Annotated in this window: 18 protein-coding genes; 12 read left to right on the top strand and 6 right to left on the bottom strand. The window is 66.7% G+C overall.

What is annotated here, in order from left to right:
• Positions 1–287 precede the first annotated feature (287 nt).
• Positions 288–800, bottom strand: coding sequence for a peptide deformylase (gene def / locus VC212_RS18075; RefSeq protein ID WP_115514054.1), 513 nt, complete (start codon positions 798–800; stop codon positions 288–290).
• Positions 801–931: 131 nt separating this feature from the next.
• Between def and VC212_RS18070 the strand changes: the two genes are divergently transcribed.
• From VC212_RS18070 to VC212_RS18030, 9 genes are all read left to right on the top strand, one after another.
• Entirely contained in the window at positions 932–2068 is a 1137-nt protein-coding gene (locus tag VC212_RS18070) for a LysM peptidoglycan-binding domain-containing protein (RefSeq protein ID WP_055847644.1), read from the top strand.
• Between the two features lie 71 nt (positions 2069–2139).
• On the top strand, positions 2140–3276 hold the full coding sequence (gene dprA / locus VC212_RS18065) for a DNA-processing protein DprA (RefSeq protein ID WP_055847641.1): 1137 nt from the start codon (positions 2140–2142) through the stop codon (positions 3274–3276).
• A gap of 43 nt (positions 3277–3319) precedes the next feature.
• On the top strand, positions 3320–3793 hold the full coding sequence (locus tag VC212_RS18060) for a DUF494 family protein (RefSeq protein ID WP_003484452.1): 474 nt from the start codon (positions 3320–3322) through the stop codon (positions 3791–3793).
• 40 nt (positions 3794–3833) lie between these two features.
• On the top strand, positions 3834–4556 hold the full coding sequence (locus tag VC212_RS18055) for a pilin (RefSeq protein ID WP_323515071.1): 723 nt from the start codon (positions 3834–3836) through the stop codon (positions 4554–4556).
• A gap of 40 nt (positions 4557–4596) precedes the next feature.
• Entirely contained in the window at positions 4597–5919 is a 1323-nt protein-coding gene (locus VC212_RS18050) for an RDD family protein (protein WP_323515072.1), read from the top strand.
• 182 nt (positions 5920–6101) lie between these two features.
• Positions 6102–8615, top strand: coding sequence for a DNA topoisomerase I (locus tag VC212_RS18045; protein WP_323515074.1), 2514 nt, complete (start codon positions 6102–6104; stop codon positions 8613–8615).
• Between the two features lie 8 nt (positions 8616–8623).
• Positions 8624–9187 carry a Sua5/YciO/YrdC/YwlC family protein gene (locus tag VC212_RS18040; protein WP_323515075.1) on the top strand — a complete coding sequence of 188 codons (564 nt, stop codon included), beginning with the start codon at positions 8624–8626 and terminating at the stop codon, positions 9185–9187.
• Between the two features lie 376 nt (positions 9188–9563).
• Complete coding sequence (locus VC212_RS18035; RefSeq protein WP_323515076.1) at positions 9564–10337, top strand: DUF4124 domain-containing protein; 774 nt, start codon at positions 9564–9566, stop codon at positions 10335–10337.
• Positions 10334–10987 (top strand): DUF4124 domain-containing protein, encoded by a 654-nt coding sequence (locus tag VC212_RS18030; protein WP_323515077.1) that lies wholly within the window; start codon positions 10334–10336, stop codon positions 10985–10987. The genes VC212_RS18035 and VC212_RS18030 overlap by 4 nt, the downstream gene beginning before the upstream one ends.
• Before the next feature lie 765 nt (positions 10988–11752).
• Here the strand turns inward: VC212_RS18030 and VC212_RS18025 are convergent.
• Entirely contained in the window at positions 11753–12529 is a 777-nt protein-coding gene (locus tag VC212_RS18025) for an SDR family oxidoreductase (RefSeq protein WP_311240642.1), read from the bottom strand.
• A gap of 107 nt (positions 12530–12636) precedes the next feature.
• Between VC212_RS18025 and VC212_RS18020 the strand changes: the two genes are divergently transcribed.
• Positions 12637–12852, top strand: a complete 216-nt coding sequence (locus VC212_RS18020) for a hypothetical protein (RefSeq protein ID WP_323515078.1) — start codon at positions 12637–12639, stop codon at positions 12850–12852.
• Positions 12853–13000: 148 nt separating this feature from the next.
• Here VC212_RS18020 and sppA read toward each other — a convergent pair whose 3' ends face one another.
• Together sppA and VC212_RS18010 are read right to left on the bottom strand one after the other, a co-directional pair.
• Complete coding sequence (gene sppA / locus VC212_RS18015; protein WP_115554739.1) at positions 13001–14902, bottom strand: signal peptide peptidase SppA; 1902 nt, start codon at positions 14900–14902, stop codon at positions 13001–13003.
• Positions 14903–14986: 84 nt separating this feature from the next.
• Positions 14987–16363 carry an MATE family efflux transporter gene (locus VC212_RS18010; protein ID WP_055847614.1) on the bottom strand — a complete coding sequence of 459 codons (1377 nt, stop codon included), beginning with the start codon at positions 16361–16363 and terminating at the stop codon, positions 14987–14989.
• A 272-nt stretch (positions 16364–16635) separates the two neighbouring features.
• Here VC212_RS18010 and VC212_RS18005 point away from each other — a divergent pair, with 272 nt between their 5' ends.
• Positions 16636–17793: a DUF3667 domain-containing protein gene (locus tag VC212_RS18005; RefSeq protein WP_323515079.1), complete on the top strand. Its 1158-nt coding sequence runs from the start codon at positions 16636–16638 to the stop codon at positions 17791–17793.
• A gap of 151 nt (positions 17794–17944) precedes the next feature.
• Here VC212_RS18005 and VC212_RS18000 read toward each other — a convergent pair whose 3' ends face one another.
• The gene (locus VC212_RS18000; protein ID WP_323515080.1) at positions 17945–18535 is read right to left on the bottom strand and encodes a DUF3106 domain-containing protein; all 591 of its coding nucleotides are present in this window, start codon (positions 18533–18535) and stop codon (positions 17945–17947) included.
• A complete protein-coding gene (locus VC212_RS17995) occupies positions 18522–19553 on the bottom strand; it encodes a hypothetical protein (protein WP_323515082.1) in 1032 nt (343 codons plus the stop codon). Before VC212_RS17995 ends, VC212_RS18000 begins: the two co-directional genes overlap by 14 nt.
• Before the next feature lie 459 nt (positions 19554–20012).
• Here VC212_RS17995 and VC212_RS17990 point away from each other — a divergent pair, with 459 nt between their 5' ends.
• The gene (locus VC212_RS17990; RefSeq protein ID WP_115554742.1) at positions 20013–22235 is read left to right on the top strand and encodes a primosomal protein N'; all 2223 of its coding nucleotides are present in this window, start codon (positions 20013–20015) and stop codon (positions 22233–22235) included.
• The last annotated feature ends 180 nt before the right edge of the window (positions 22236–22415 follow it).

The following is a 22415-nucleotide window of genomic DNA, read 5'->3' as shown; positions in this document are numbered from 1 at the left end:
GGGGATTGGCAACGGCGGGTGACGCAGCCGAATGGAATCGGCGGGCCGATGAGTGGGGATTGGGGAAGTGGGATTGGGAATTGGCAACAGCGGTTGGCTGGTGCTTTCAGTCGCCGGGATGGACAGGCCGGACTTCAAACCAGGTCTGTGCAGAGACACACGACCTCGCGCCCCATGCATGACGCCGCCAATCAGGTTTGTTGAACAAACGAACTGCACACCGGCGTCAACACGTGCACGGGGACCGCATTCGCCAATCCCCACTCCCGAACACCCAATCCCCGCCCTCAAGCCACATGCTTGCGCATTTTGGCCAGCTTCTTGCGCACCATTTCGCGCTTGAGCGGCGACAGGTAATCCACGAACAACTTGCCGTCCAGGTGGTCCATCTCGTGCTGGATGCATACCGCCAGCAGGCCATCGGTGCTCAGCTCGTGAGGCTGCCCATGACGGTCGAGATAACGCAGGGTGATCGCATCGGCGCGGCTGACATCGGCAAAAATGCTGGGCACCGACAGGCAGCCTTCCTGATACACCTGCTCGCCCTGCCTGGTGATGATTTCCGGGTTGACGAACACCTGCGGGGTGTTCTTTTCCTCGCTGACGTCGATCACCAGGAAGCGCTTGTGCACATCCACCTGACTGGCAGCCAGGCCGATGCCGGGCGCCTCGTACATGGTCTGGAACATGTCATCCAGCAGCGTCTGGAACGCCGGGCTGGTGACTTCGGTCGCATCGACCGGCACGGCTTTGGTGCGCAGCCGCGGATCGGGAAATTCGAGAATAGGGAGCAAAGCCATGGGGTTACCCGTCCAGAAACACCGGCGCGGCGCCGGCAAGACGGGGGCATTCTAGCGCAATGCTTGCGTGGCGCCCCGGTTTCTGGACTATAGTGCGCGGACCTGTTGGGGAATCAGGCAAGAAGGCACTCATGTTGAACCGACTTCGTACGGTCGTCGCTGCGGCGATGCTGACCGTCGCGACCTACGCTGCCGCGCAAGCGGTGGGCGAGCATCCAGACACCTATGTGGTCCGCAAGGGGGATACCCTTTGGGACATTGCTGGGCGTTTTTTGCAAAAACCATGGCTGTGGCCGGAAATTTGGCAAGCCAATCCACAGATCCAGAATCCGCACCTGATCTATCCGGGTGACGTGATCAGCCTGGCCTACCTGGACCGTGTGGGGAAAGGCACGATCCAGCCCGGCCCGCGCCAGGAAGCGCCGATCAACGCGATTCCGCTGGCCGATGTCGAGCCGTTCCTGAAGAATCTTCGCGTGGTCGAAGACTTCGACGAGCTGCCCTACGTGGTTGGCCTGGAAGGCGGACGCTCGCGCGCCACCACCGGGCAGGTCGCCTATGTGGTCGGCCTGGAAGACGCGCAGCCGGGCCAACGCTTTGCGGTGGTGCGTCCGACCGTGAAGTTCAGCCTGCCCAAGCCCAACGAAGACCTGGATATGGCGGGCAATATCACCGCCGGCTCCGGCAACATCTGGAAGAACTTCATCGCGCCGAGCACGCGCCGTGAGTTCCTCGGCTATGAGATGGCGCAGGTCAACGTCGGCACCATCACCCGCAGCGCGGCAGGCGGCAATTCCAAGGCGGCGACCTTGCTACTGCAGGACAGCGGCCGCGAAGTGCGCGCCGGCGATCGCATCGTGGCAGTGGAAGCGCAGCCGTATGATTTGCAGTTCATCCCGCATCCGCCGTCCGACCAGGCGCTGCAGACCGAGCTGCGCGTGCTGGCCATTTCCGACGCCTTCATCGTTGGCGGTACCCGCGACGTGATCGCCATTTCCGGCGGCGCGCGCGAAGGCATCAACAACGGCACGGTGTTCTCGATCTGGCGCAAGGGACGCACCGTCAGCGACCGCGTGAAGCATTCGCGCTTCTCGCGTACCGATGACGATTTCAGCGGCCCGTCCGGCTCCACCGTCGGCCTGCCCGATGAATATGCCTCGCACGCGATGGTGTTCCGCACCTTCGACAAGGTCAGCTATGCGCTGGTGATGGAAAGCGTCAAGCCAACCGGCCTGGGCTACTTCGTCAAGCATCCTGACGCGCAGTAATCTGAAAGTCCGATGCGGCAACGCGACGGCGCCCGAGGGCGCCGTCGTCGTTTTCGGCCCAGGCTGTGCGCATGGCTCCCACCTCTCCCGATCTGCGCGCAATGTTGATGTTGCTGTTGGCTGGCGGCCGCAGCCCACCGCGTCGCGCGCTGCTGAGCTCTTTCGCCAGCCTGTCCGACGTTCTGACTGCCGGGCCCGGCGCCTGGCGCGCGGCCGGCTGTGACGACCTGCAATCGGAACGGCTGCAGACGCCCGACCCGCAAGCACTGGATGCGGCGCTGCGCTGGTGCGAACAACCCGGCCACCACCTGATCGGCTGGCAAGACCCGGACTACCCGGCACTGCTGCGCCACATCGCCAACCCGCCGCTGGCGCTGTTCGTGGACGGCGACCCCAACGCACTCTGGCATCCCGGCGTGGCCGTGGTCGGCAGCCGCTCCGCCACCGCTGGCGGACGCGACCACACCCGCGCCTTCGCATCGAGCCTGGCATCTGCAGGCCTGGGCATCGTCAGCGGGATGGCCGCCGGCGTGGATGCGATCGCACACGACGCCGCGCTCGCCCAGCCTGACGGCATCACAGTGGCGGTGGTCGGCACTGGTGCCGACGTGGCTTATCCCGCGCATCACCAGGCATTGCGCGATCGCATTGCCGCACGCGGCGCAGTGGTCAGCGAATACCTGCCCGGCACCGGGCCGGTGGCCGCGCATTTTCCAGCGCGCAACCGGATCATTGCCGGGCTGGCGCTGGGCACCTTGGTGGTCGAAGCGGCGATGCGCTCGGGCGCGCTGATCACCGCGCGCCTGGCGGCCGAGGCCGGGCGCGAGGTGTTCGCCCTGCCCGGCTCGCTGCACAACCCGCTCGCGCGCGGCTGCCACCACTTGATCCGCCAGGGCGCAACGCTGGCGCAGGAACCGGCCCAGGTCATCGAGGGACTACAACTGCTGTCGGGCGAGTTGGCCACCGCCTTGCGCGAGCGCCTGGCCGCCCCCACTCAAGTGCCCAGGACGACGCGCACCACCACTTCCACGCGCCCGGACCCCGACTACCAGCGCTTGTGGCAGGCACTGGGCCACGACCCTACCCCTATGGATTCCCTGGTCGAACGCACCGGATTGACGGCCGCCGCGCTGTCCTCCATGCTGCTCATCATGGAACTGGAGGGAGACGTGGTCACCGAGCACGGTCGCTATACCCGCAATCCCTAGTTTCTTCACCTCCACAGCGTCGCGCGACGCAGGCCGAGGGGCAATGAAAGAGAGCATTCTCGATGTACTGCTGTACCTGTTTGAACATTATTTCAGCGAAGACGCGGACCTGGTCCGTGACCGTGACTCGCTTCAGAATGGCCTGATCCAGGCCGGCTTCAGTCCCGCAGAAATCAGCAAGGCGTTCGACTGGCTGGACGCGCTCTCCGAGCAGCGCCCAAGTGTGGCGCGTCCGCATGTCGATGGCCCCGTGCGTATTTATCACGGCCCGGAGCTGGACAAGCTCGATGTCGATTGCCGTGGATTTCTGCTGTTCCTCGAACAACACCGCATTCTCGATGCCGACCAGCGCGAGTTGGTGCTGGACCGCGCCATGGCGTTGGACCAGGACGAGCTGGATCTGGACGACCTCAAATGGGTGGTGCTGATGGTGTTGTTCAACCAGCCGGGCGCGGAAGCGGCCTATGCCTGGATGGAAACCCAGATGTTCCTGGACGAGCCTGAACCCGTACACTGAAGGCTGAAGCCGCCACGGACGTGCGTGCGAGGGGACGGGGATGAGCAGTTGGTATTACGCCGAAGGCAACCGCCAGCGGCGTGGCCCGGTGGCCGACGAGGTTCTGCTGGGTCTGTATCGCGATCGTCAGATTGCCCTGGACACGCTGGTCTGGCGCGAAGGTCTGGAGCAGTGGCTGCCGCTGGCTGCTTGTGCCGACGCGCTCGGCCCGCCGATCTCCACCGATCTGCATGCCACTACGGTCCCGCCGCCATTACCAATGGCAGCAGCGGGCGCCCCGCCGGTCAACCCTGCGTCACCGCACCTGCGCCAACCTGCCAAGGGGCCAGCATGGCCACTGCTGTTGGTGTTGGGCGCGGTGGCAGGCTTGTTTGTGGTCGTTGCCATGATCGGCATCCTCGCGGCGATCGCATTGCCGGCCTACAAGGACTATCAGACCCGCGCCAAGGTCACCGCGGCAGTTGCTGCATTGGCGCCACTGAAGCCGCAGATCGCCGACTTTCTCGCGCGCGAAGGCCGTTGCCCGGAGAATGGGGATACCGGCTTCCAGACGCCCGAGCACTACGCCAACGGCACCCTGACCAGCGTGCAGATCGGCCGTTTCGACACCAGCGCCTGCGGCGTCGAGGCGCTGCTGCATGCTCCCGGCTCGCCCAAGATCGACGGCAAGGCGCTGTGGCTGGATTTCGATGCGGATGCCGGCACCTGGGAGTGCAGTTCCGAGATCGACGACAACCAACTTCCGCAGGACTGCCGCGGCTGACCGGTCGCTGCACGCACAACGCATCATCCAAGGGGACATCATGACGCAGTGGTACTACGCCGACGCACAGCGGCAACGCCAGGGGCCGGTCGACACGGACACGCTTGCCGCGCGCCTGTCGCAGGGCATCATCGATCACACCAGTCTGGTCTGGCGCGAAGGTCTGCCGCAGTGGGTGACCCTGAGCGAAGTTGCGTCCGAACTGGGCGTGGACACGCTGGCGCCAGCATCCCCGCCCGCCGCAGAGGCGCCGATGCCCGCGCATGACGAGGCTGCGCCAGCCGTCGCACTGCCTGCTGACACCGCGCTCCGGGATGCGCCCCCGGTTGCCGCAGCCCCGGCGACGGACCTTCCATCGCAGGCCTGGTCAAGACAGGCAGAGCCTGCCGCGGCTGATGCGGATGCGCTGCCCGGACCCGGACCATCTCCGACTCACTCTGGCGCGACGCCGGACGCCGTGTCCTGGACGGGCGCGCCTGTGGGCGCCGCAGACCATCCGCCGCACACGGCTGAGGACGCGCCAGCCGGTCAATTGACCGCCTCTGCGCCGGTCGCGTCCGAGGGCAACGAGTCGTGGCCCGGCACGCCTGGCGCTGTGGATCCCGCCGTGCATGCGCCAACCCCAGCGGCGACCGCTGCTACCACCCCACTGCCCCCAGCCCCGGCCGCCACGCCGTTGCCAAGTGCCTGGGATACCCCGGTAGCCGCACTGCCCGCTGCTGCAGTCGTCACCCATGACGCGCCAGTGGTCTACGCGGGCCTATGGCGGCGTGTGGCGGCTAGCATCCTGGATAGCCTGATCACCACCTTCGCGGTCTATCTGATCGTGATTCCGCTGGTGTTCGTCGTGGCGCTCGGCACCAGCATGGGCGATTCCGCGTCGTCGATGGACGACGGCAGTGCGCTGGGCATCGCCATTGTGGTGATGTCCTACGGCATCGGCCTGGCCATCCCCACGCTGTATTTCGCCTGGATGCAGTCCAGCCGGCTTCAGGCCAGCCTGGGCAAGCTCGCCTGCGGCATCAAGGTCGTGCGCGCCGACAGCAACGGAGCGCGGGTCGGGTTCTGGCGCAATGTGTTGCGCTATCTGGCCTACATGTTGATCAGCGTCCTCACCCTGGGGATCGGCGCGGTCGTGGCGGCCTTCATGGCCGGCATGTCGCAGCGCAAGCAGACTCCGCACGACAAGATCTGCGACACGCTGGTTGTGGACCGCTGGGCCTTCACCGACCGCCCGGAGCTGCAGTCGCGCGGTCTGGACACGGTGTCGATCGTGGTGCTGGCCATTTACGGGGTGATGCTGGTGTTGTCGATCGTGGTCGTGGTGATCATGCTGGCGACGATCGGAATGAGCCAGAGCTAGCAGTTCGCCGCGCCCGCCGCTTGACACGGCGGCGTCCGCCGTGATCTTTCTAATAAGAGAACTGAACGCCCGGGAGTACTCCCCGGGCGTTAACGTGTGGGAAACGGCCGATCTGCTTCCCTCAACCGGCCAATTAGGCCACGCTACCTGCCCCCCGGGCTCCGCCCCAAGAATTTGCCACCATGCCCAAGCACCTGCTCATCGTCGAATCGCCCGCCAAGGCCAAGACGATCAATAAATACCTCGGCAAGGACTTCACCGTCCTGGCCTCGTATGGGCACGTGCGCGACCTCGTCCCCAAGGAGGGTGCGGTCGATCCGGATAACGGCTTTGCGATGCGTTACGACCTGATCGAGAAAAACGAGAAGCATGTCGAAGCCATTGCCCGTGCCGCCAAGAGCGCCGACGACATCTATCTGGCAACCGACCCGGACCGCGAGGGTGAGGCGATCAGCTGGCATATCGCCGAGATCCTGAAAGAGCGCGGCCTGCTTGAGAACAAGACGATGCAGCGGGTGGTGTTCACCGAGATCACGCCGCGCGCGATCAAGGAAGCCATGCTCAAGCCGCGTGCGATCGCCGTCGATCTGGTGGACGCGCAGCAGGCCCGCCGCGCACTGGACTATCTGGTCGGCTTCAACTTGTCGCCGGTGCTGTGGCGCAAGGTGCAGCGCGGGCTGTCGGCCGGCCGCGTGCAGTCGCCGGCGCTACGCATGATCGTCGAGCGCGAAGAAGAGATCGAAGCCTTCATCGCGCGCGAATACTGGTCCATCGATGCGCATTGCCGGCATCCGTCGCAGCCGTTCAACGCCCGCCTGATCAAGCTGGACGGGCAGAAGTTCGAACAATTCACCGTGACCGACGGCGACACCGCTGAGGCCGCGCGTCTGCGCATCCAGCAGGCCGCGCAAGGCGTGCTGCATGTCACCGATGTGGCCAGCAAGGAGCGCAAGCGCCGCCCTGCTCCGCCGTTCACCACCTCCACGCTGCAGCAGGAGGCGTCGCGCAAGCTCGGCTTCACCACCCGCAAGACCATGCAGGTGGCGCAGAAGTTGTACGAAGGTGTGGCGCTCGGCGACGAAGGCTCGGTCGGTCTGATCAGCTATATGCGTACCGACTCGGTGAATCTGTCGCAGGACGCACTGGCGGAGATCCGCGACGTGATCGCGCGCGATTTCGGCACCGCGTCGTTGCCGGATCAGCCCAACGCCTACACCACCAAATCCAAGAACGCGCAGGAAGCCCACGAAGCAGTGCGCCCGACCTCCGCGTTGCGCACGCCTGCGCAGGTCGCGCGCTTTTTGTCTGACGACGAGCGCCGCCTGTACGAATTGATCTGGCGCCGCGCAGTGGCCTGCCAGATGATTCCGGCCACGCTCAATACCGTCAGCGTCGATCTGTCGGCCGGCAGCGACCAGGTGTTCCGTGCCAGCGGCACCACCGTGGTGGTGTCGGGCTTTTTGGCGGTCTATGAAGAAGGCAAGGACACCAAGAGCAGCGAGGACGAGGACGAAGGCCGCAAGCTGCCGCTGATGAAAGCCGGCGACAACATCCCGCTGGACCGCATCGTCACCGATCAGCATTTCACCCAGCCGCCGCCGCGCTTCACCGAAGCGGCGCTGGTCAAGGCGCTGGAGGAATACGGCATCGGCCGTCCGTCCACCTACGCCTCGATCATCCAGACCCTGCAGTTCCGCAAGTACGTGGAGATGGAAGGCCGCAGCTTCCGCCCGACCGACGTCGGCCGCGCGGTGTCCAAGTTCCTGTCCGGGCATTTCACCCGCTACGTGGACTACGACTTCACCGCCAATCTGGAAGACGATCTGGATGCGGTGTCGCGCGGCGAAGCCGAGTGGATTCCGTTGATGGAGAAGTTCTGGGGCCCGTTCAAGGAACTGGTCGAGGACAAGAAGGATTCGCTGGACAAGACAGACGCCGGCAGCGTGCGCGTGCTCGGCGCCGACCCGGTCAGCGGCAAGGAAGTCAGCGCGCGCATCGGCCGTTTCGGCCCGATGGTGCAGATCGGCACTGTGGAAGACGAAGAAAAGCCCACGTTCGCCTCGCTGCGTCCGGGCCAGAGCATCTATTCGATCTCGATCGAGGACGCGCTGGAACTGTTCAAAATGCCGCGCGCGTTGGGCCAGGACAAGGAGCAGGACGTCAGCGTCGGCATCGGCCGGTTCGGGCCGTTTGCACGCCGTGGCACCGTGTATGCGTCGCTGAAGAAAGAAGACGACCCGTACACCATCGATCTGGAGCGTGCGGTATTCCTGATCGAAGAGAAGGAAGAGATCGCGCGCAACCGGGTGATCAAGGAATTCGACGGCAGCGACATCCAGGTGCTCAACGGCCGCTTCGGCCCGTACATCAGCGATGGCAAGCTCAATGGCAAGATCCCGAAGGATCGCGAGCCGGCGTCGCTGACCTTCGAGGAAGTGCAGCAGTTGCTGGCCGACACCGGCAAGCCGGTGCGCAAGGGCTTCGGCGCCAAGAAGGCCACGCTCAAGAAGAATGCAGTGAAGGATTCGGCCAAGGTGGCCAAGGACGCCGCAGCGAAAGACGCGGCAGCCAAGAAGACTGCGGTGAAGAAAGCGGCCACCAAGACCGCTGCGAAGAAGGCGCCGGCCAAGAAGACTGCGGCCAAGAAAGCCGCCAAGCGCGTGGTCAAGAAAACCGTGAGCAAGGCGGCAGGCTGAGGCCCCGCATGGATCACACGCTAGGCCTGGACAGCGCCGTCGCCACCCTGCAGAAGGGTGGCGTGATCGCCTACCCGACCGAAGCGGTCTGGGGGCTGGGCTGCGACCCGGCACAGGAGGCCGCCGTGCTACGCCTGCTGGAGATCAAGCGACGCTCGGTCGACAAGGGCGTGATCGTGGTGGCATCCGACATCGAGGTGCTGCGCGACTGGGTCGATCTCGACGCGCTGGAGCCGGCCCGCCGGGATGAAGTGTTGGCCAGCTGGCCCGGCCCACATACCTGGATCCTGCCGGTCACCACCCGTGCGCCGCGCTGGGTCACCGGCACGCACGATGGGCTGGCCGTACGCATCAGCGCGCATCCGGTCGTGGCAGCGCTGTGCGCGGTCTGGGGGGCGCCACTGGTGTCCACAAGCGCCAACCTGGCCGGCGAGCCACCAGCACGCAGCCGCGAGGCCCTGGACCCGGCGCTGCTGGCGACCATCGATGGCGTGGTGGCGGGCGATGTCGGCGGGCTGGCGCAGCCCACCCCGATCCGCGATGCGCGCAGCGGTCAGAGCCTGCGCGACTGAGCCTGCGGCATGTGGGCGGCCTCTGGCACCGCAGCAGCGGGCGTCTGGCGGGTGAGAGACGACCGGCACCATGAAGATCGTGCACGGCGCCTACGCGCCGACCGAAGGTCACCGCTTCAATCACAACAAGCTGCTGCTGGTGCGCACCGACGTGATGTCATGGCGAGGGCGCTTTCAAACCCGCTTACATAGATCGCCGTGCTCCAGGTCTAGCGCCAGCTCTCACTGACAACGTCACGCAGCAGACCGCCGGACGGCCACATCGCCACGCCCCAGACGCAGAATCCACCGGCCCGCCCGCTTTCCCGCACGCGGGCCTGAGCAGCGCCAGTCCGCACACTTTGCTGCGCGGCCGCCAAGCGCGCACACTCGGCGCATGCGCACTCTTCCAACCTTTTTGTTGCTGGCCTGCGCGCTGCCTGCCTTGGCAGCGAGCACCGCCGCCAAGCCGGACCCGAACGTGCGGGTCTACCGCTGCGTCAGCAGTACCGGGACCGTGGCTCTGCAGGATGCGCCGTGCAGCAGCGGTCGCCAGCAGGTGCTGGACATGCAGCGCCCGCAGGACCCGCCGCCGCGACCGCAACGCGTGGAGGCACCTGTCCCCGTTCCGGCCGCGCCGTCGCGCGAAGTGCGCATCGTTACCGTGCAACCACCGCAGCCGATGTACGAGTGCACCACCGAAGACGGCGAGCGCTATACCAGCGACAGCCCGGAAGGCAATCCGCGCTGGGTGCCGACCTGGGGGCCGGCCTACGTGGGCAATGCGGTTGGCCCGCCGATCAGCGGCGGCGGCATCCAGCGTCCACCGATCTCGGTCAACCCGCGCCCGGCGATTGCGGTGCAGGGCGGCGCCGGGCGGGGCAGCATCCGCGGCAGTGCCAGCTTTGGCGGCGGTAGCTACCAGGGCGGCTATCAGGACAGTTACCACGGCGGCGGCTACGGCGGCACGGTGATCGTGCCTTACGGCAATGTGCAGATCCGCGACGAGTGCCATGCCCTGCCCGAACAAGAGGTCTGCGCGCGGCTGGCAGACCGCCGCTGGGAGTTGATCCGTCGCTACAACAGCGCGCTGCAGAGCGAACGCCAGGACCTCAGCCGCGAACAACGTGGCATCGAAGCGCGTCAGCAACGCGACTGCGGCGGCGCATGAGCCGCGCCTTGTGGCTGATGCTGGTGCTGGGTTGGGTACCGGGCGCCAACGCCCAGGACGTGGCCATCTACCGCTGCACCGATCCCTCCGGGGCGCTCACCGTGCAGAACATGCCGTGCCCGAAGGGCATGCAGCAACAAAAGAAAATGATGACCGCACCGGCGGCGGTGCCGTTTGCACCGGGCGGCACGCCTGCACCCGCACCAGTACGTACTGCGCCAGCTGCACGGCAGCCGCCCGCTAGTCCCGCTGCCGCGCCTGCTGCGCCGGCAGCTGCATCGACGCCACCGCCGCTGACGCCCACCTCCACGCTGCCTCCGCCGCCGTTGTTCGAATGCACCGCACACGACAATGGCCGCTACTTCACCGAAGACCGAGAACCGGCCACACGCTGCCTGCCGATGCAGACCACCAATTTGGCCGGCGGGCCGGCAACCGGTGGCGGCAGCGCCTGCGAAGTGGTCACCGACCGCTGCGCACCGGTGCCGGATCAGAGTCTGTGCGAGGCCTGGCGCAAACGCGCCGAGCAGGCTGAGGCGACCTGGCGTTTCTCCGACGAGGCGCAATCGGCAGAGCGCAAGCAGCGCTACGACCAGATGCGCCGGGTGCTGGACGAAAGCCGCTGCGCCAATCCATCCGCTGCGCCCTGACTGACTCTGCAGGGCTGCGTGCGGGAAGGCGATCGATGGCGAGTGCGTCATGCCTGCGCATGACCGATGCCCCCATCCGCCCTTCGGGCACCTTCCCCCGCGATGCGGGGGAAGGGATGCATCTCCTGCCGACCCGGGGCTCCTTCTGCTTACGTAGCAAAGACTCCCCTCACTCGCGGCACCATGCAGCCAACGCCTGCCATCATCACAGCGCGCAAGGAGCTGACAGGCGTCACGGGAGCACGGGCGGCCGGCACCGGTTGGGTGCGGAAGCAGATCGGTGGCGAGTGCGTCATGCCTGCGCATCACCGATGCCCCCATCCGCCCTTCGGGCACCTTCCCCCGCGATGTGGGGGAAGGGATGCATCTCCTGCCGACGCGGGGTTCTTCTGCTTACGTAGCAAAGACTCCCCTGATTGGCGGCAATACCCGGCCAACGTCTGCCATCACCACAGCGCGCAAGGAGCTGACAGGCGTTACGCGAGCCCGGGCGGCCGGCACCGGTTGGGTGCGGAAGCAGATCGATGGCGAGTGCGTCATGGCTGCACATGACCGATGCCCCCATCCGCCCTTCGGGCACCTTCCCCCGCGATGCGGGGGAAGGGATGTCTCCCGTGCCAGTGCATCCCGTGCCGACGCAGAAATCCTCTGGTTGCGCGCGTTGCGGATTACGCGCCCTTCTCTGGTTAAGCGTCTTTTCGTTTACACGCCGTTGCCAGATCGGCCGCAGCCGCCTGACAGTGGCCGCATCGTGTGCCGGTGAGGCTAGAACCCGTAGCGCAGAAACCCGCCATCCACCGCGATGCATTCGCCGGTGATGTAGCTGGCGGCAGGCAGGCACAAAAAGCCCACGGCTGCGGCGACTTCTTCGGGTTCGCCGATGCGGCGCATCGGGGTGCGCTCGATCACCTGTTCGTAGTAATCCGGATCCGACAACGGGCCGGAGGTGCGCCGCGTGCGGATGTACCACGGCGCGACCGCGTTGACGCGGATGCCGTCCTCTGCCCATTCCACCGCCAAATTGCGCGTCATCTGCTGCAACGCGGCCTTGGTCATGCCGTACGGCGCGCCGCTGCGCACATGGGTGATGCCCGAGACGCTGCCCACATTGACGATGGCCGAAGCGGCGTGCCGGGTCAGCAGCGGATGCGCATACCGCGACAATTCGAATGCGGAAAACACGTTGGTTTCGAAGATGCCGCGCCACTCGTCTTCGGTGTAATCGATCGCGGCGCGGGTGATGTTGCCGCCGGCATTGTTGATCAGCAGATGCAGGCCGTCGGCGTGGTCTTCCACCCAGTCCAGGATCGCGCGACGCTCTTCATCGTCGGACACATCGGCCGCCAGCCCATGCAGCTCACGCTCGGGAAATTCTTCGGCCAGTTCGTCGCGTGCCTGCGCCAACGCATCGGCATCGCGCGCCACCATCAGCAGATCCGCCCCGAAGCCGAGCAGTTCGCGTGCGATGGCCAATCCAATACCGGCACTGGCGCCGGTGATGAGCGCGGTCTGTCCATCCAGCCGCCAACGCTGCGTTGTCACGTGGGTGATCCTCTTTCAAAACGCGGAAAAACGGTCGCTGCAGCGCAGTTGACGCGCAGCTGCGGCACCGGCGTTAGGATACCGCCACCGCTCGCGAGGTCACGACGATGAAACTTCACTGGATGCTTGCCGCCGTTTTGACGTTGCCGCTGGCTGCCTGTCAGCGCCCGCAACCGGCGCCCACCGACCAAAAGCCCGACCCGCAGGCCACTGCCTTGCGCGACCACATCCAGCAGCCATTAAACAAGGCGCACGCGGTGCAGGCCGCTACCGACCAGGCCGCGGAAGATCAGCGCAAGGCCATCGACGCCGCCACGCATTAAACGCGAGGCGCGATAGGCGCGATCAACACCGCAACGCCGCTGTCAGGCCGCTCGCACAAGGCGAGCGTCCGGCATCAGACGACACAAAAACAACGACGCCGGCACAAGGCCGGCGTCGTCGCTACAGTCAGTAGCCTGGTTTGCCGCTTTAGAACCCGCAGAAGCAATACGCCAGCGCCTTGACCGGCGTGCCACCGGCCTTGCTGTCGTGCACGGCGCTTTCGACGAAACGCAGCTGCGTGTCCACTTCCGGCAGCGAGCGCGCCAACATGGCACGCGCCATGCCCGAGTCGCTCAGCATCCACGCACCCATGCGGCTGCCGGCAAATCCGCTCATGAACTGCGAGAACGGCGTGGCCGGCTTTTCCACGTAGTGCACGCGGAACTTGCCCTTGCTCAATTTGGCGCGATTGGCCGCATCGGCCACCGCGTCCTGCATGCCGCCGAACGCATCCACCAAGCCATGCTGCTTGGCCTGCGCACCGCTCCACACGCGCCCGCGGGCGACCTTGTCGATGGCCTCCACCGATTGGTGACGCGCCTGCGCGACCTTGCCGGTGAAATCGGCATAGCCCTTATTGATCACCGCCTGGATGACCTGCCCGGCGGCCGGGTCCAGTGGACGGGTGATGTCGAACGCGCCGGCAAACCGCGTAGTGCCCACGCCGTCGGTGTGCACGCCGATCTTGTCCAGCGCGCGGGTCAGATTCGGCACCATGCCGAAGATGCCGATCGAGCCACTGATGGTCGACGGGTCGGCATAGATGCGATCGGCGTTCATGCTGATCCAGTACCCGCCCGAAGCGGCCAGATCGCCCATCGACACCACCACCGGCTTGCCGGCCTGCTTGAGCGCGACCACTTCGCGACGGATCTGCTCGGAGGCGAACACTTCACCGCCCGGCGAATCCACGCGCAGCACCACCGCCTTGACCTTTTCGTCGTCGCGCGCCTGGCGCAGCAACGCGGCGGTGGATTCGCCACCGATGCGGCCGGCCGGCTGCTCGCCGCCGCTGATCTCGCCGGCCGCCACAACAACGGCCACCTGCGGACGGCTGTCCATCGGCGAGCGCTGTGCCTGCAACTGACTCAGATAATCGTTGAAGCCGATATTGCGGAAGCCGCTGTCGGCATCGCTGTCGGCCACGCCGCGCTTGGTCAGCAGCGCATCGACGTCCTCGCGGGTCTTGAGCCCGTCGACCAGTTTCTGCTGCAGCGCGAACTTGGCCAGATCGCCACCTGCGGCCACCACGCCTTCAGGCAGCGTGTCGATGCCGGCGGTCAGCTGCGCCGGGGTGAGCTTGCGCGCGGTGCCGACGTCGGCCAGGTAGCGCTGCCACACGTCGTTCATCCAGAACAGATCCGCTTCCTTGGCATCGGCCGAGGCCGCGTCGAGGATGTACGGCTCGGCAGCGGACTTGTATTCGCCCACGCGGAACAGGTGCACGTCCACGCCGAGCTTGTCCTGCAAGCCTTCGCGGAAGTACTGGCGATAGCGCCCAAGGCCTTCCAGCAGCACGCTGCCCATCGGATCCAGATAGACCTCGTTGGCCTGCGCGGCGAGCAGGTACTGGCCCTGACTCATGCTCTCGCTGAAGGCCACGATCTGCTTGCCGGAAGCACGCAGCTTCTGCAATGCGGCGGCCACTTCGCGCTGCGAAGCGAAGCCGGACGGCTGCAGCTTGTCCAGATTCAACAACACCCGCTCGATCTTGCGGTCCTTGCCGGCCGCTTCGATCACCCGCACCAGGTCGCGCAACTGCACCTCTTCGGCGCTCTTGTCGCCCACGGCCTTGGCCAGCGAGCGGCTCACCGGGTCGGCGCTGAACTGTTCGACCAGCGTGCCTTCGGGGTTGATGACCAACGTTGTGCGCTCGGCCAGCGGCTTGGTGCCGTCGCCGCGCGCCATCGCTACCACGAGCACCAGCAGCATCAGGAACAGGAAACCGAAGAACACCAGATTGAAGATCAGGCGCCGGGTGAAATTCATCACGTCCCACAGGCCGACGAAGAAACTGGCGATGGGACTGCGACGCACGGGGTGGTTCATGGAAAACTCCGTCGAAAAGACGCTGCATGTACGTAATGCTGCCCAGCATACCGGCTGCGCACCGCCCACGGCATGCGCTGAAAGTCAGGGGGTCGCGTCGGCAGTCAGCCGCCGGCTGGTCTGCCGGAAACGCAGGCCCATCAGAATCGACGCGGTGGTCAGGCCCAGGATCAGGCCGATCCACATGCCTTGCGGCCCCCAGCCCAATCCCAGGCCGAGCCCGGCGCCGATCGGCATGCCCACACCCCAATACGAGAACATCGCCAGGAACATCGGCACGCGGGTGTCCTTGAGCCCGCGCAGCGCGCCGGCCGAGAGCACCTGGATACCGTCGGGAAACTGGAAGGTGGCGGCAAACAGCAGCAACACCGATGCCAGCGCGGCCACCGTCACATCGTTGGTATACACACCGACGATGGCGTCGTGGCCAAGCAGCAGCGCACTTGCCGACAACGCCTGCGTGCCCAGCACGATGGCGTAACCGGCCCAGGTGGCACGCCGAATGGCCAACGGATCGCCACGCCCCACCGCGTGACCGACGCGCACGGTGGTGGCCTCGGCCACGCCCATCGGCACCATGAAGCACAGCTGCGCCACATTGATGGCGATCTGGTGCGCCGCCGCTTCGGTCGAGCCCAGCCGGCCGATCAACAGCGCAGTGACGATAAACAGGCCGCCTTCCATCAGCACGGTGATGCCGATCGGCAGCCCGGTGCGCAACAGATCGCCGATGGCGCGCCAACGCGGCCCTTCCAGATGGGTGAACAACTCCAGGTGCGCAAAGCGCCGCGCGCGCCATAGATACAGCGCGAATACGCTGGCCTGCACCCACATGGTGATGGCCGAGGCCATGCCCAGGCCTTCGGCACCGTGCTCGGCAAAGCCGAACTTGCCGTAGGTCAGCACATAACCCAGCGGCGCCAGCACCAGCAAGCCGCCAAACCCCAGCAGCATGGTCGGCAGCGTCCAGTGCATGCCTTCGCTGAGATAGCGCATGCAGAAGTAGAACGTCAGCGCCGGCACGCCCCAGCGCACCGCGTGCAGAAAGTCGGTGGCACCCGGCACGATGTCCGGCGCAATCCCGAAAGTGGGCAGCAGCGGCGGCACCACGCTCAGAAACGCGAACATCAATGCGCTCAGCCCTAGCGACAGCCACAACGCCTGGCGAAACAACGGGCCAATCTCGCGCTCGCGCCCGGCGCCACGCAATTGCGACACCGAGGCGGTCAAGGAAATGAGCGTCCCGATCGGCACCAGCATCGGCAGCCATAGCAGCGCGGTGCCGATGGTCACCGCCGCCAGCGTCGCAGTGCCGTGGTGGCCGGCGATGACGTTGTCGACAAACCCGATCAAGCCGGTAGAGACGTGACCGAGCACCAGCGGCAAGGCCAGCAGGCCGGTGGTGCGCACTTCCGCGGCGAAGCCTGGCGTCGCGGACGCGGGGGCAGGAGAAACAGACATGACACACCGATTGCTGCGCGGACTACGGCCGTGCCGGGAGGCGCTGGCACCGGGTCGCGTGGGGCCGCTATCTTACGCGTACTTTCCGATTGCGCCCTGACGCGCGCCTGGGCAGTTCTCGCCGCGCTCGCTGCTATGTGCGCGGCAACAAAAGCAGCTGCCGATGTTTCCCGGCAGCCGCATGCTGACGCTATACCGTGTGCCAGGCGTGGACCTTCGCGGTATCGCATCGGGCACGTGGCCTCTCCATCACCGCCAACTGGACCTGGCTCATGTCCCTGCACCCGACCGCATTGCATCCATCGGACTGTGAAAACTGTTCCACCGCATTGCAAGGCGCGTTTTGCCACGCCTGCGGGCAAAGCGCGCATAGCCCGGTGCGCAGCGTCGCGCACGCGGTGGAAGAAGTCTTCGAGTCGTTCTGGCACCTGGATGGGCGGATCTTCCGCACCTTGCGCGATCTGCTGGTGCCCGGCCGCGTGGCACTGCGGTTTCTGAGTGGGCAACGGGTGCGCTATGTCGCGCCGATGCGGCTGTTTCTGGTGGTCAGCCTGTTGACCTTTTTCATTGCACGTATCGCGGTGCATGCCTCTGACGAGGACGTCGCGGCGCCAGGCACCACGCACAGCGCCGTACCGAAGGATTTTGCGTATGCGCGCACGCCGGCGCAGGTGGAAGCGGTGCGTGCGCAGATCGTCGGCACGCTCACCCAGACCCGCAAGGTAGTGCCGGCAGGCATCGCGCGCGACGGCGTGGATGCCGGCATCGCCCGCGCCGAAAGCGAGGCGCGCAAGCGGCTGGCGCAACTGCACCAGGGCGCGCGGCTGGAAAGCGCTGCGCCGGCGGTCGATGCCCCAGACAACAGCACGTTCTTTTCGTTGGGAGGCAAACCCTGGGACCCGGTCAGCAACCCGCTGACGGTTGCGCCGTTGCCGCAGTTCGCCAACCGCTGGCTCAACGTGCAGCTGGACCACATCCGCGCCAACCTGCCGCGCCTGCGCAGCAATCCGCAACTGCTCTACAACGCGTTCTTCGCCGCGGTGCCATCCACCTTGCTGGTGCTGGTGCCGTTGTTTGCGCTGTTGTTGCGCGTGTTCTATCTGCGCAGCGGGCGGGTGTATCTGGAACATCTGGTGGTGGCGCTGTACAGCCATGCGTTTCTTTGCCTGAACCTGCTGGCGATGCTGCTGCTGTCGCTGCTCAGGGAATCGGTGACGCAGGTGGCTCCCCCGATTGCCTGGAGCATCGGCCTGCTCCAATTCGGGCTGGCAGTGTGGATGCCGCTGTATCTGCTGGGGATGCAGCGCCACGTGTACGGCCAATCGTGGTCAGCCACGGTGCTGAAATACCTCGGCCTGGGCAGCATTTATTTCGTCGTGGTCACGTTTGCTGCCGCGCTCTTGATGGTGGCGAGTCTGGCGCGTCTTTGACGCTGCGTACTGCAACTGCGGCGCTGCAGTCGCACGGGCCCGACAGCGCGGTGCAACGCGGGTTACGCGATTGACGGACGCGTTATTCGCACAACGCAGGTCGATGAGCACTTGCCGCGCCAACGCGCGGCAATGCACCGCGCATCGGCGATCAGCGCGCCAGTTGCCGCTTCAGCCAGGCGCTGCGGGTGGCCGGGGCTTCGGCCAGCAAGGCATCGCGTAACCCATCGCGGTCCTGCGGCGGGGTGCGTTGGGCGAGGACCGCCAGCTGTTCCAGCTGGCCGGCATCCAGGCTGCGCAGCACCGCCAGCACGCGCTCGCGCTGGTCGACCGGCACATAGCCGATCAGCGGCTGCAGCTGCGGATAGAACGCGCCCACCTGCGACCCCAGACGCCAGCCATCGCGATGCAGGCGATCCATCGCGCTGAACTGGGTGCTCAAGGCGCGTTGCTGGTCCTCGGGCAGGCTGTGCAGCCGTTCGCGCGCCTGCCGCAACACCACGCGGTCGGTGGCGGTCAGGTCTTTCCACGCGGCATAGCGCGCACGCAGGTTGGCCTGCTGTGCCGGCGTCAGTGCCGCCCAGCGCGCGCGTTGCTGCGCGGCACTGGGCGCTGCCGCCGGGGCGGGCGCGCTGGCAGGTTCGGTGTGCCCGCTTTCGTCCAATGCCGCTGGCAAGGCCTGCGCACCGGCGATGCCGGCACTGGCGAACATCAGCAGGCCGAACCACTTAGTTGTCGTCATCGACCGTCTCCAGAGGGGCGGAAGGCTGCTCAGCCGCGGTGGCATGCGCGCCGGATTCGTCAGCCGGCACCGGGTGGCCGGCGGCGTACCAGGCGTAAAAGTCTGACGCACGCGCCAACTCCAGGTCCGGGTCGGCCAGCATCGTCTGGTCGCGTGGATCCATGCCCGGGGCGGCAGGAGCCTCCGGCAGGTCGGACGCCGGCAGTTCTTCCACCACCACTGGCGCGGCATCGGTGACATGCAGCACCCCGGCCGGCGCCTGCGAGACCGGCTCGGGCGGCAAGCTGGGCCGTCGGTGGGTCCACCACCAGCCCAGCACCGTCAGCAGCAGCACCAGTGCGAGTCCCCCCAGAGCGATACCGGCATGGCGCCGATCCAGCTGTGGCCACTGCCATTGCCGCTTGGGGCGGACCTGTGCCGGGGTGGCGCGGCGTGGCGCGGGCGGCGCCTCTGCCGGGATGGCGGGTTGCAGCGCGACGCCGGCCAGCGAGGCGTCGCGCAACTGGCTGAGCCGGGTCAGCTGAGACGGGGTGAGATCGCGCAGCTCCGTTTGCGCCGCCTCGGCCAGCACCCGCCACGCCTGTGCATCGGGATTGCCGGCCGCATCGCGTGGACAGGCACGCGCCAGCGACTGTCGATAATCCGCCACCGCGATGCCCTGTACGTCGCTGGCGGCCTCCTCTTCCAGCCCGGCCACGATCCGCAGCAGCAGCGCCAGCCGGTCGGAGGTCTGCATCCGGCCCAGTACGGTGAAGGGCGGCAGCCAGGTGCCAGGCATGGGCTCGCGGCGCAGTGGCGGCGCGGTTGCCAGCAGGCTCCAGAAGCGCATCGGCCAGCCGGCCATCGGCCGTCCCGCTGCCTGGCTGCTGAAAGCGCGCAGGGCAGCGGCCAACGCCCGCTCGGCTGCCGCCACGTCGCCGCATTGCAGCTGCGCTAGTACCAGGCCCCGGCGTTCCACACCCCGCAGAAAGGCTGATAGTGCGGCGGGGGTAACGGGGGCATCAGGGACTACGGTCATGTGAACTCCAGCATCGGCCGGCATGATACCGACGCACGTCCGCCACGCCGACCGCTTGACAGATCGCACGACCCTCGATCCGGTCGCGAGCGCTATCCGCGTACGTTGTGCACAGCGGCAGACACACCGATACGCGACCGTCTGTCAACTGTTGTTTTTTCTTTGTTGCAATCGTGTTTCACGCCTAAGCTATTGATATATATTCAATTTCGATGTGTGGCGAAAAAATGTCCAAGAGGTTGCCAAGGCAAGTGAATCCGCCTTCACCGCGTGGAGCACGAGACTAATTCACAGGCTTATCCACAGGCAGTGTGGATAAACCCGTTTCCTCAGGCCTCACATAGGTTTACGTCGTATTTATCACTTGGGTCACAGAAAGGCGCCGCAAGTGATCACACCGTCTTCACGAGTGAAATTGCGCAAGTCGGGGGTGCTGGACAGTGTCGGTAGACTGAGCGCATGCCTTCCACCGTCCTCACTTTGCGCGTCGCCTTGCCGGTGCCGCTGCCCCAGCTGTTCGATTACCTGCCACCTGCCGACGCCCCGCTGACCGATCCAACGCAGGTCGGCTGCCGTGTGCGGGTGCCGTTCGGGTCGCGCGAGTTGATTGGGGTGGTGGTGGAGATCGGCCAGCTGGCATCGGCCGATGGCCTGCGCCCGGCACTGGCCTGGTGCGACCAGGCGCCGCTGCTGGTGGATGAACTGGCACGCTCTCTGCGGTGGCTGGCCCGTTATACCCATGCTCCCCTCGGCGAGGCCCAGGCCAGTGCCCTGCCCGGCCCGCTACGGCGCGGCGAGCCGCTGGCCGACACCCATGCCTGGGCCTGGCAGCTCACCGAGGCCGGGCGTACCGGGGCGAGCAGCCTGCGTGCGGGCAGCCGGCCCGCCCTGCTCGCCGCCCTGTTGCAGACCGGTGCGGTGGGCGAAGAACAGCTGGACCCGCTGCTGCCGCAGTGGCGCGAGGCTGCACGCAGCCTGGTCAAGCGCGGCCACGCCGAACGCGTGGCGGTGCCGGCCGATGCCATCGCGCCACGGCCCGGCACTGGCCCGGCACTCAACGACGAACAACGCGCTGCCGCCGCCGCGATCCGGGCGCACACCGGCTTTGCCACCTATCTGCTCGACGGCGTGACCGGCAGCGGCAAGACCGAGGTCTACCTGCAGGCGATCGCCGACTGCCTGGCCGCCGGCAAGCAGGCGCTGGTGCTGGTCCCGGAAATCGGCCTGACCCCGCAGACGCTCGGCCGCTTCCGCGCGCGCCTGGGCGTGCCGGTGCATGCGCTGCATTCGGGCCTGTCCGATGGCGAACGCGCCCGCGTCTGGGCGGCGGCCTGGCGCGGCGAAGCCAAACTGATCGTCGGCACCCGTTCGGCGGTGTTCACCCCGCTGCCCAACGCCGGGCTGATCGTGATCGATGAGGAACACGACGGCAGCTACAAGCAACAGGACGGCATCCGCTACCACGCCCGCGACTTCGCTCTGGTGCGCGGCAAGGCGCTGGACGTGCCGGTGATCCTGGGCAGCGCGACCCCGTCGCTGGAAAGCCTGCACAACGCCTATTCCGGCCGCTACCAGCACCTGCGGTTGTCGCAGCGCGCCGGCGACGCGCGCCCGCCGCGTGTGCGTGTGCTGGACGTGCGCAAGCGCCCGCTCAAGGACGGCTTGTCGCCGGAGGTGCTGGCCGGTATCGGCGCCACCCTGGCGCGCGGCGAGCAGGTGCTGGTGTTCAAGAACCGCCGCGGCTATGCGCCGGTGCTGCTATGCCACGACTGCGGCTGGACCGCTGCCTGCCAGCGCTGCAGCACGCCGCTGCACCAGACCCCGATGACCGTGCACGCCGGCGGCCGCCGCCTGCAGTGCCACCACTGCGGCGCCCGCCAGCAGGCGCCGCTGGCCTGCCCGGCCTGCGCCAGCCTGGCCTTGCAGCCGCAGGGCATCGGTACCGAGCGACTGGAAGAACGGCTGACCGAGGCGTTTCCGGCATTCCCGGTGGTGCGCATCGACCGCAGCACCACCCAGCGCCGCGACAGCCTGGAAACCCAGCTCGCCCGGCTCGGCACCGATGCCGGCATCCTGGTCGGCACCCAGATCCTGGCCAAGGGCCACGACCTGCCGCGGTTGACCATGGTGGTGGTGGTCGGCATCGATGAAGGCCTGTTCTCCGCCGACTTCCGTGCCGCCGAAAAACTCTCCCAGCAGCTGATCCAGGTGGCAGGACGCGCCGGGCGCGCCGATCGCCCCGGCGAGGTCTGGCTGCAAACCCACCATCCCGAACATCCGCTGCTGCAGACCCTGGTCAATGGCGGCTACCACGCCTTCGCCGATGCCGAACTGCAGCAGCGCGAGGCCGCCGGCTTCCCGCCGTTTGCGCATCTGGCGCTGTTCCGCGCCGAAGCCAAGGATGTCGCGGCGGCCAACCAGTTCCTGATGGCGGTGCGCGAACTGGCCACGGCCGACACCAGCGCACAATCGCCCGCGTTTGCAGAGGTGGAGTGCTACGGCCCGATGCCTGCGCCGATGCCGCGCCGCGCCGGTTTCCAGCGCACCCAGTTGTTGCTGTCCGCACAGCAACGCTCGGCGCTGCATCGCCTGCTCGATGCGCAGCTTCCGGCCATCTATGCGCTCCCGCAGGCGCGCCGCGTGCGCTGGTCGCTGGATGTGGACCCGATCGATCTGTATTAGCGCAGGGCGTATCGCATACGGAGTTGCAGCCAGACGCACGTGGCGCGGTGTACCCAGGTTCTGTAGGAGCGCACCTGGGCGCGAGGGCATTCCCGGTCACGTTGCGTCGCGCCCAGGTGCGCTCCTACGACAACGCGCGCTATCAGCGCCGCGCGATGTACAAGGCCCACGTCACTTGCA

The organism is Xanthomonas sp. WHRI 8932A, assembly GCF_035012785.1.
Taxonomy (GTDB): domain Bacteria; phylum Pseudomonadota; class Gammaproteobacteria; order Xanthomonadales; family Xanthomonadaceae; genus Xanthomonas.
The sequence above is the reverse complement of the archived record's forward strand: the minus strand, read 5'-3'. Positions and strand labels throughout refer to the sequence as shown.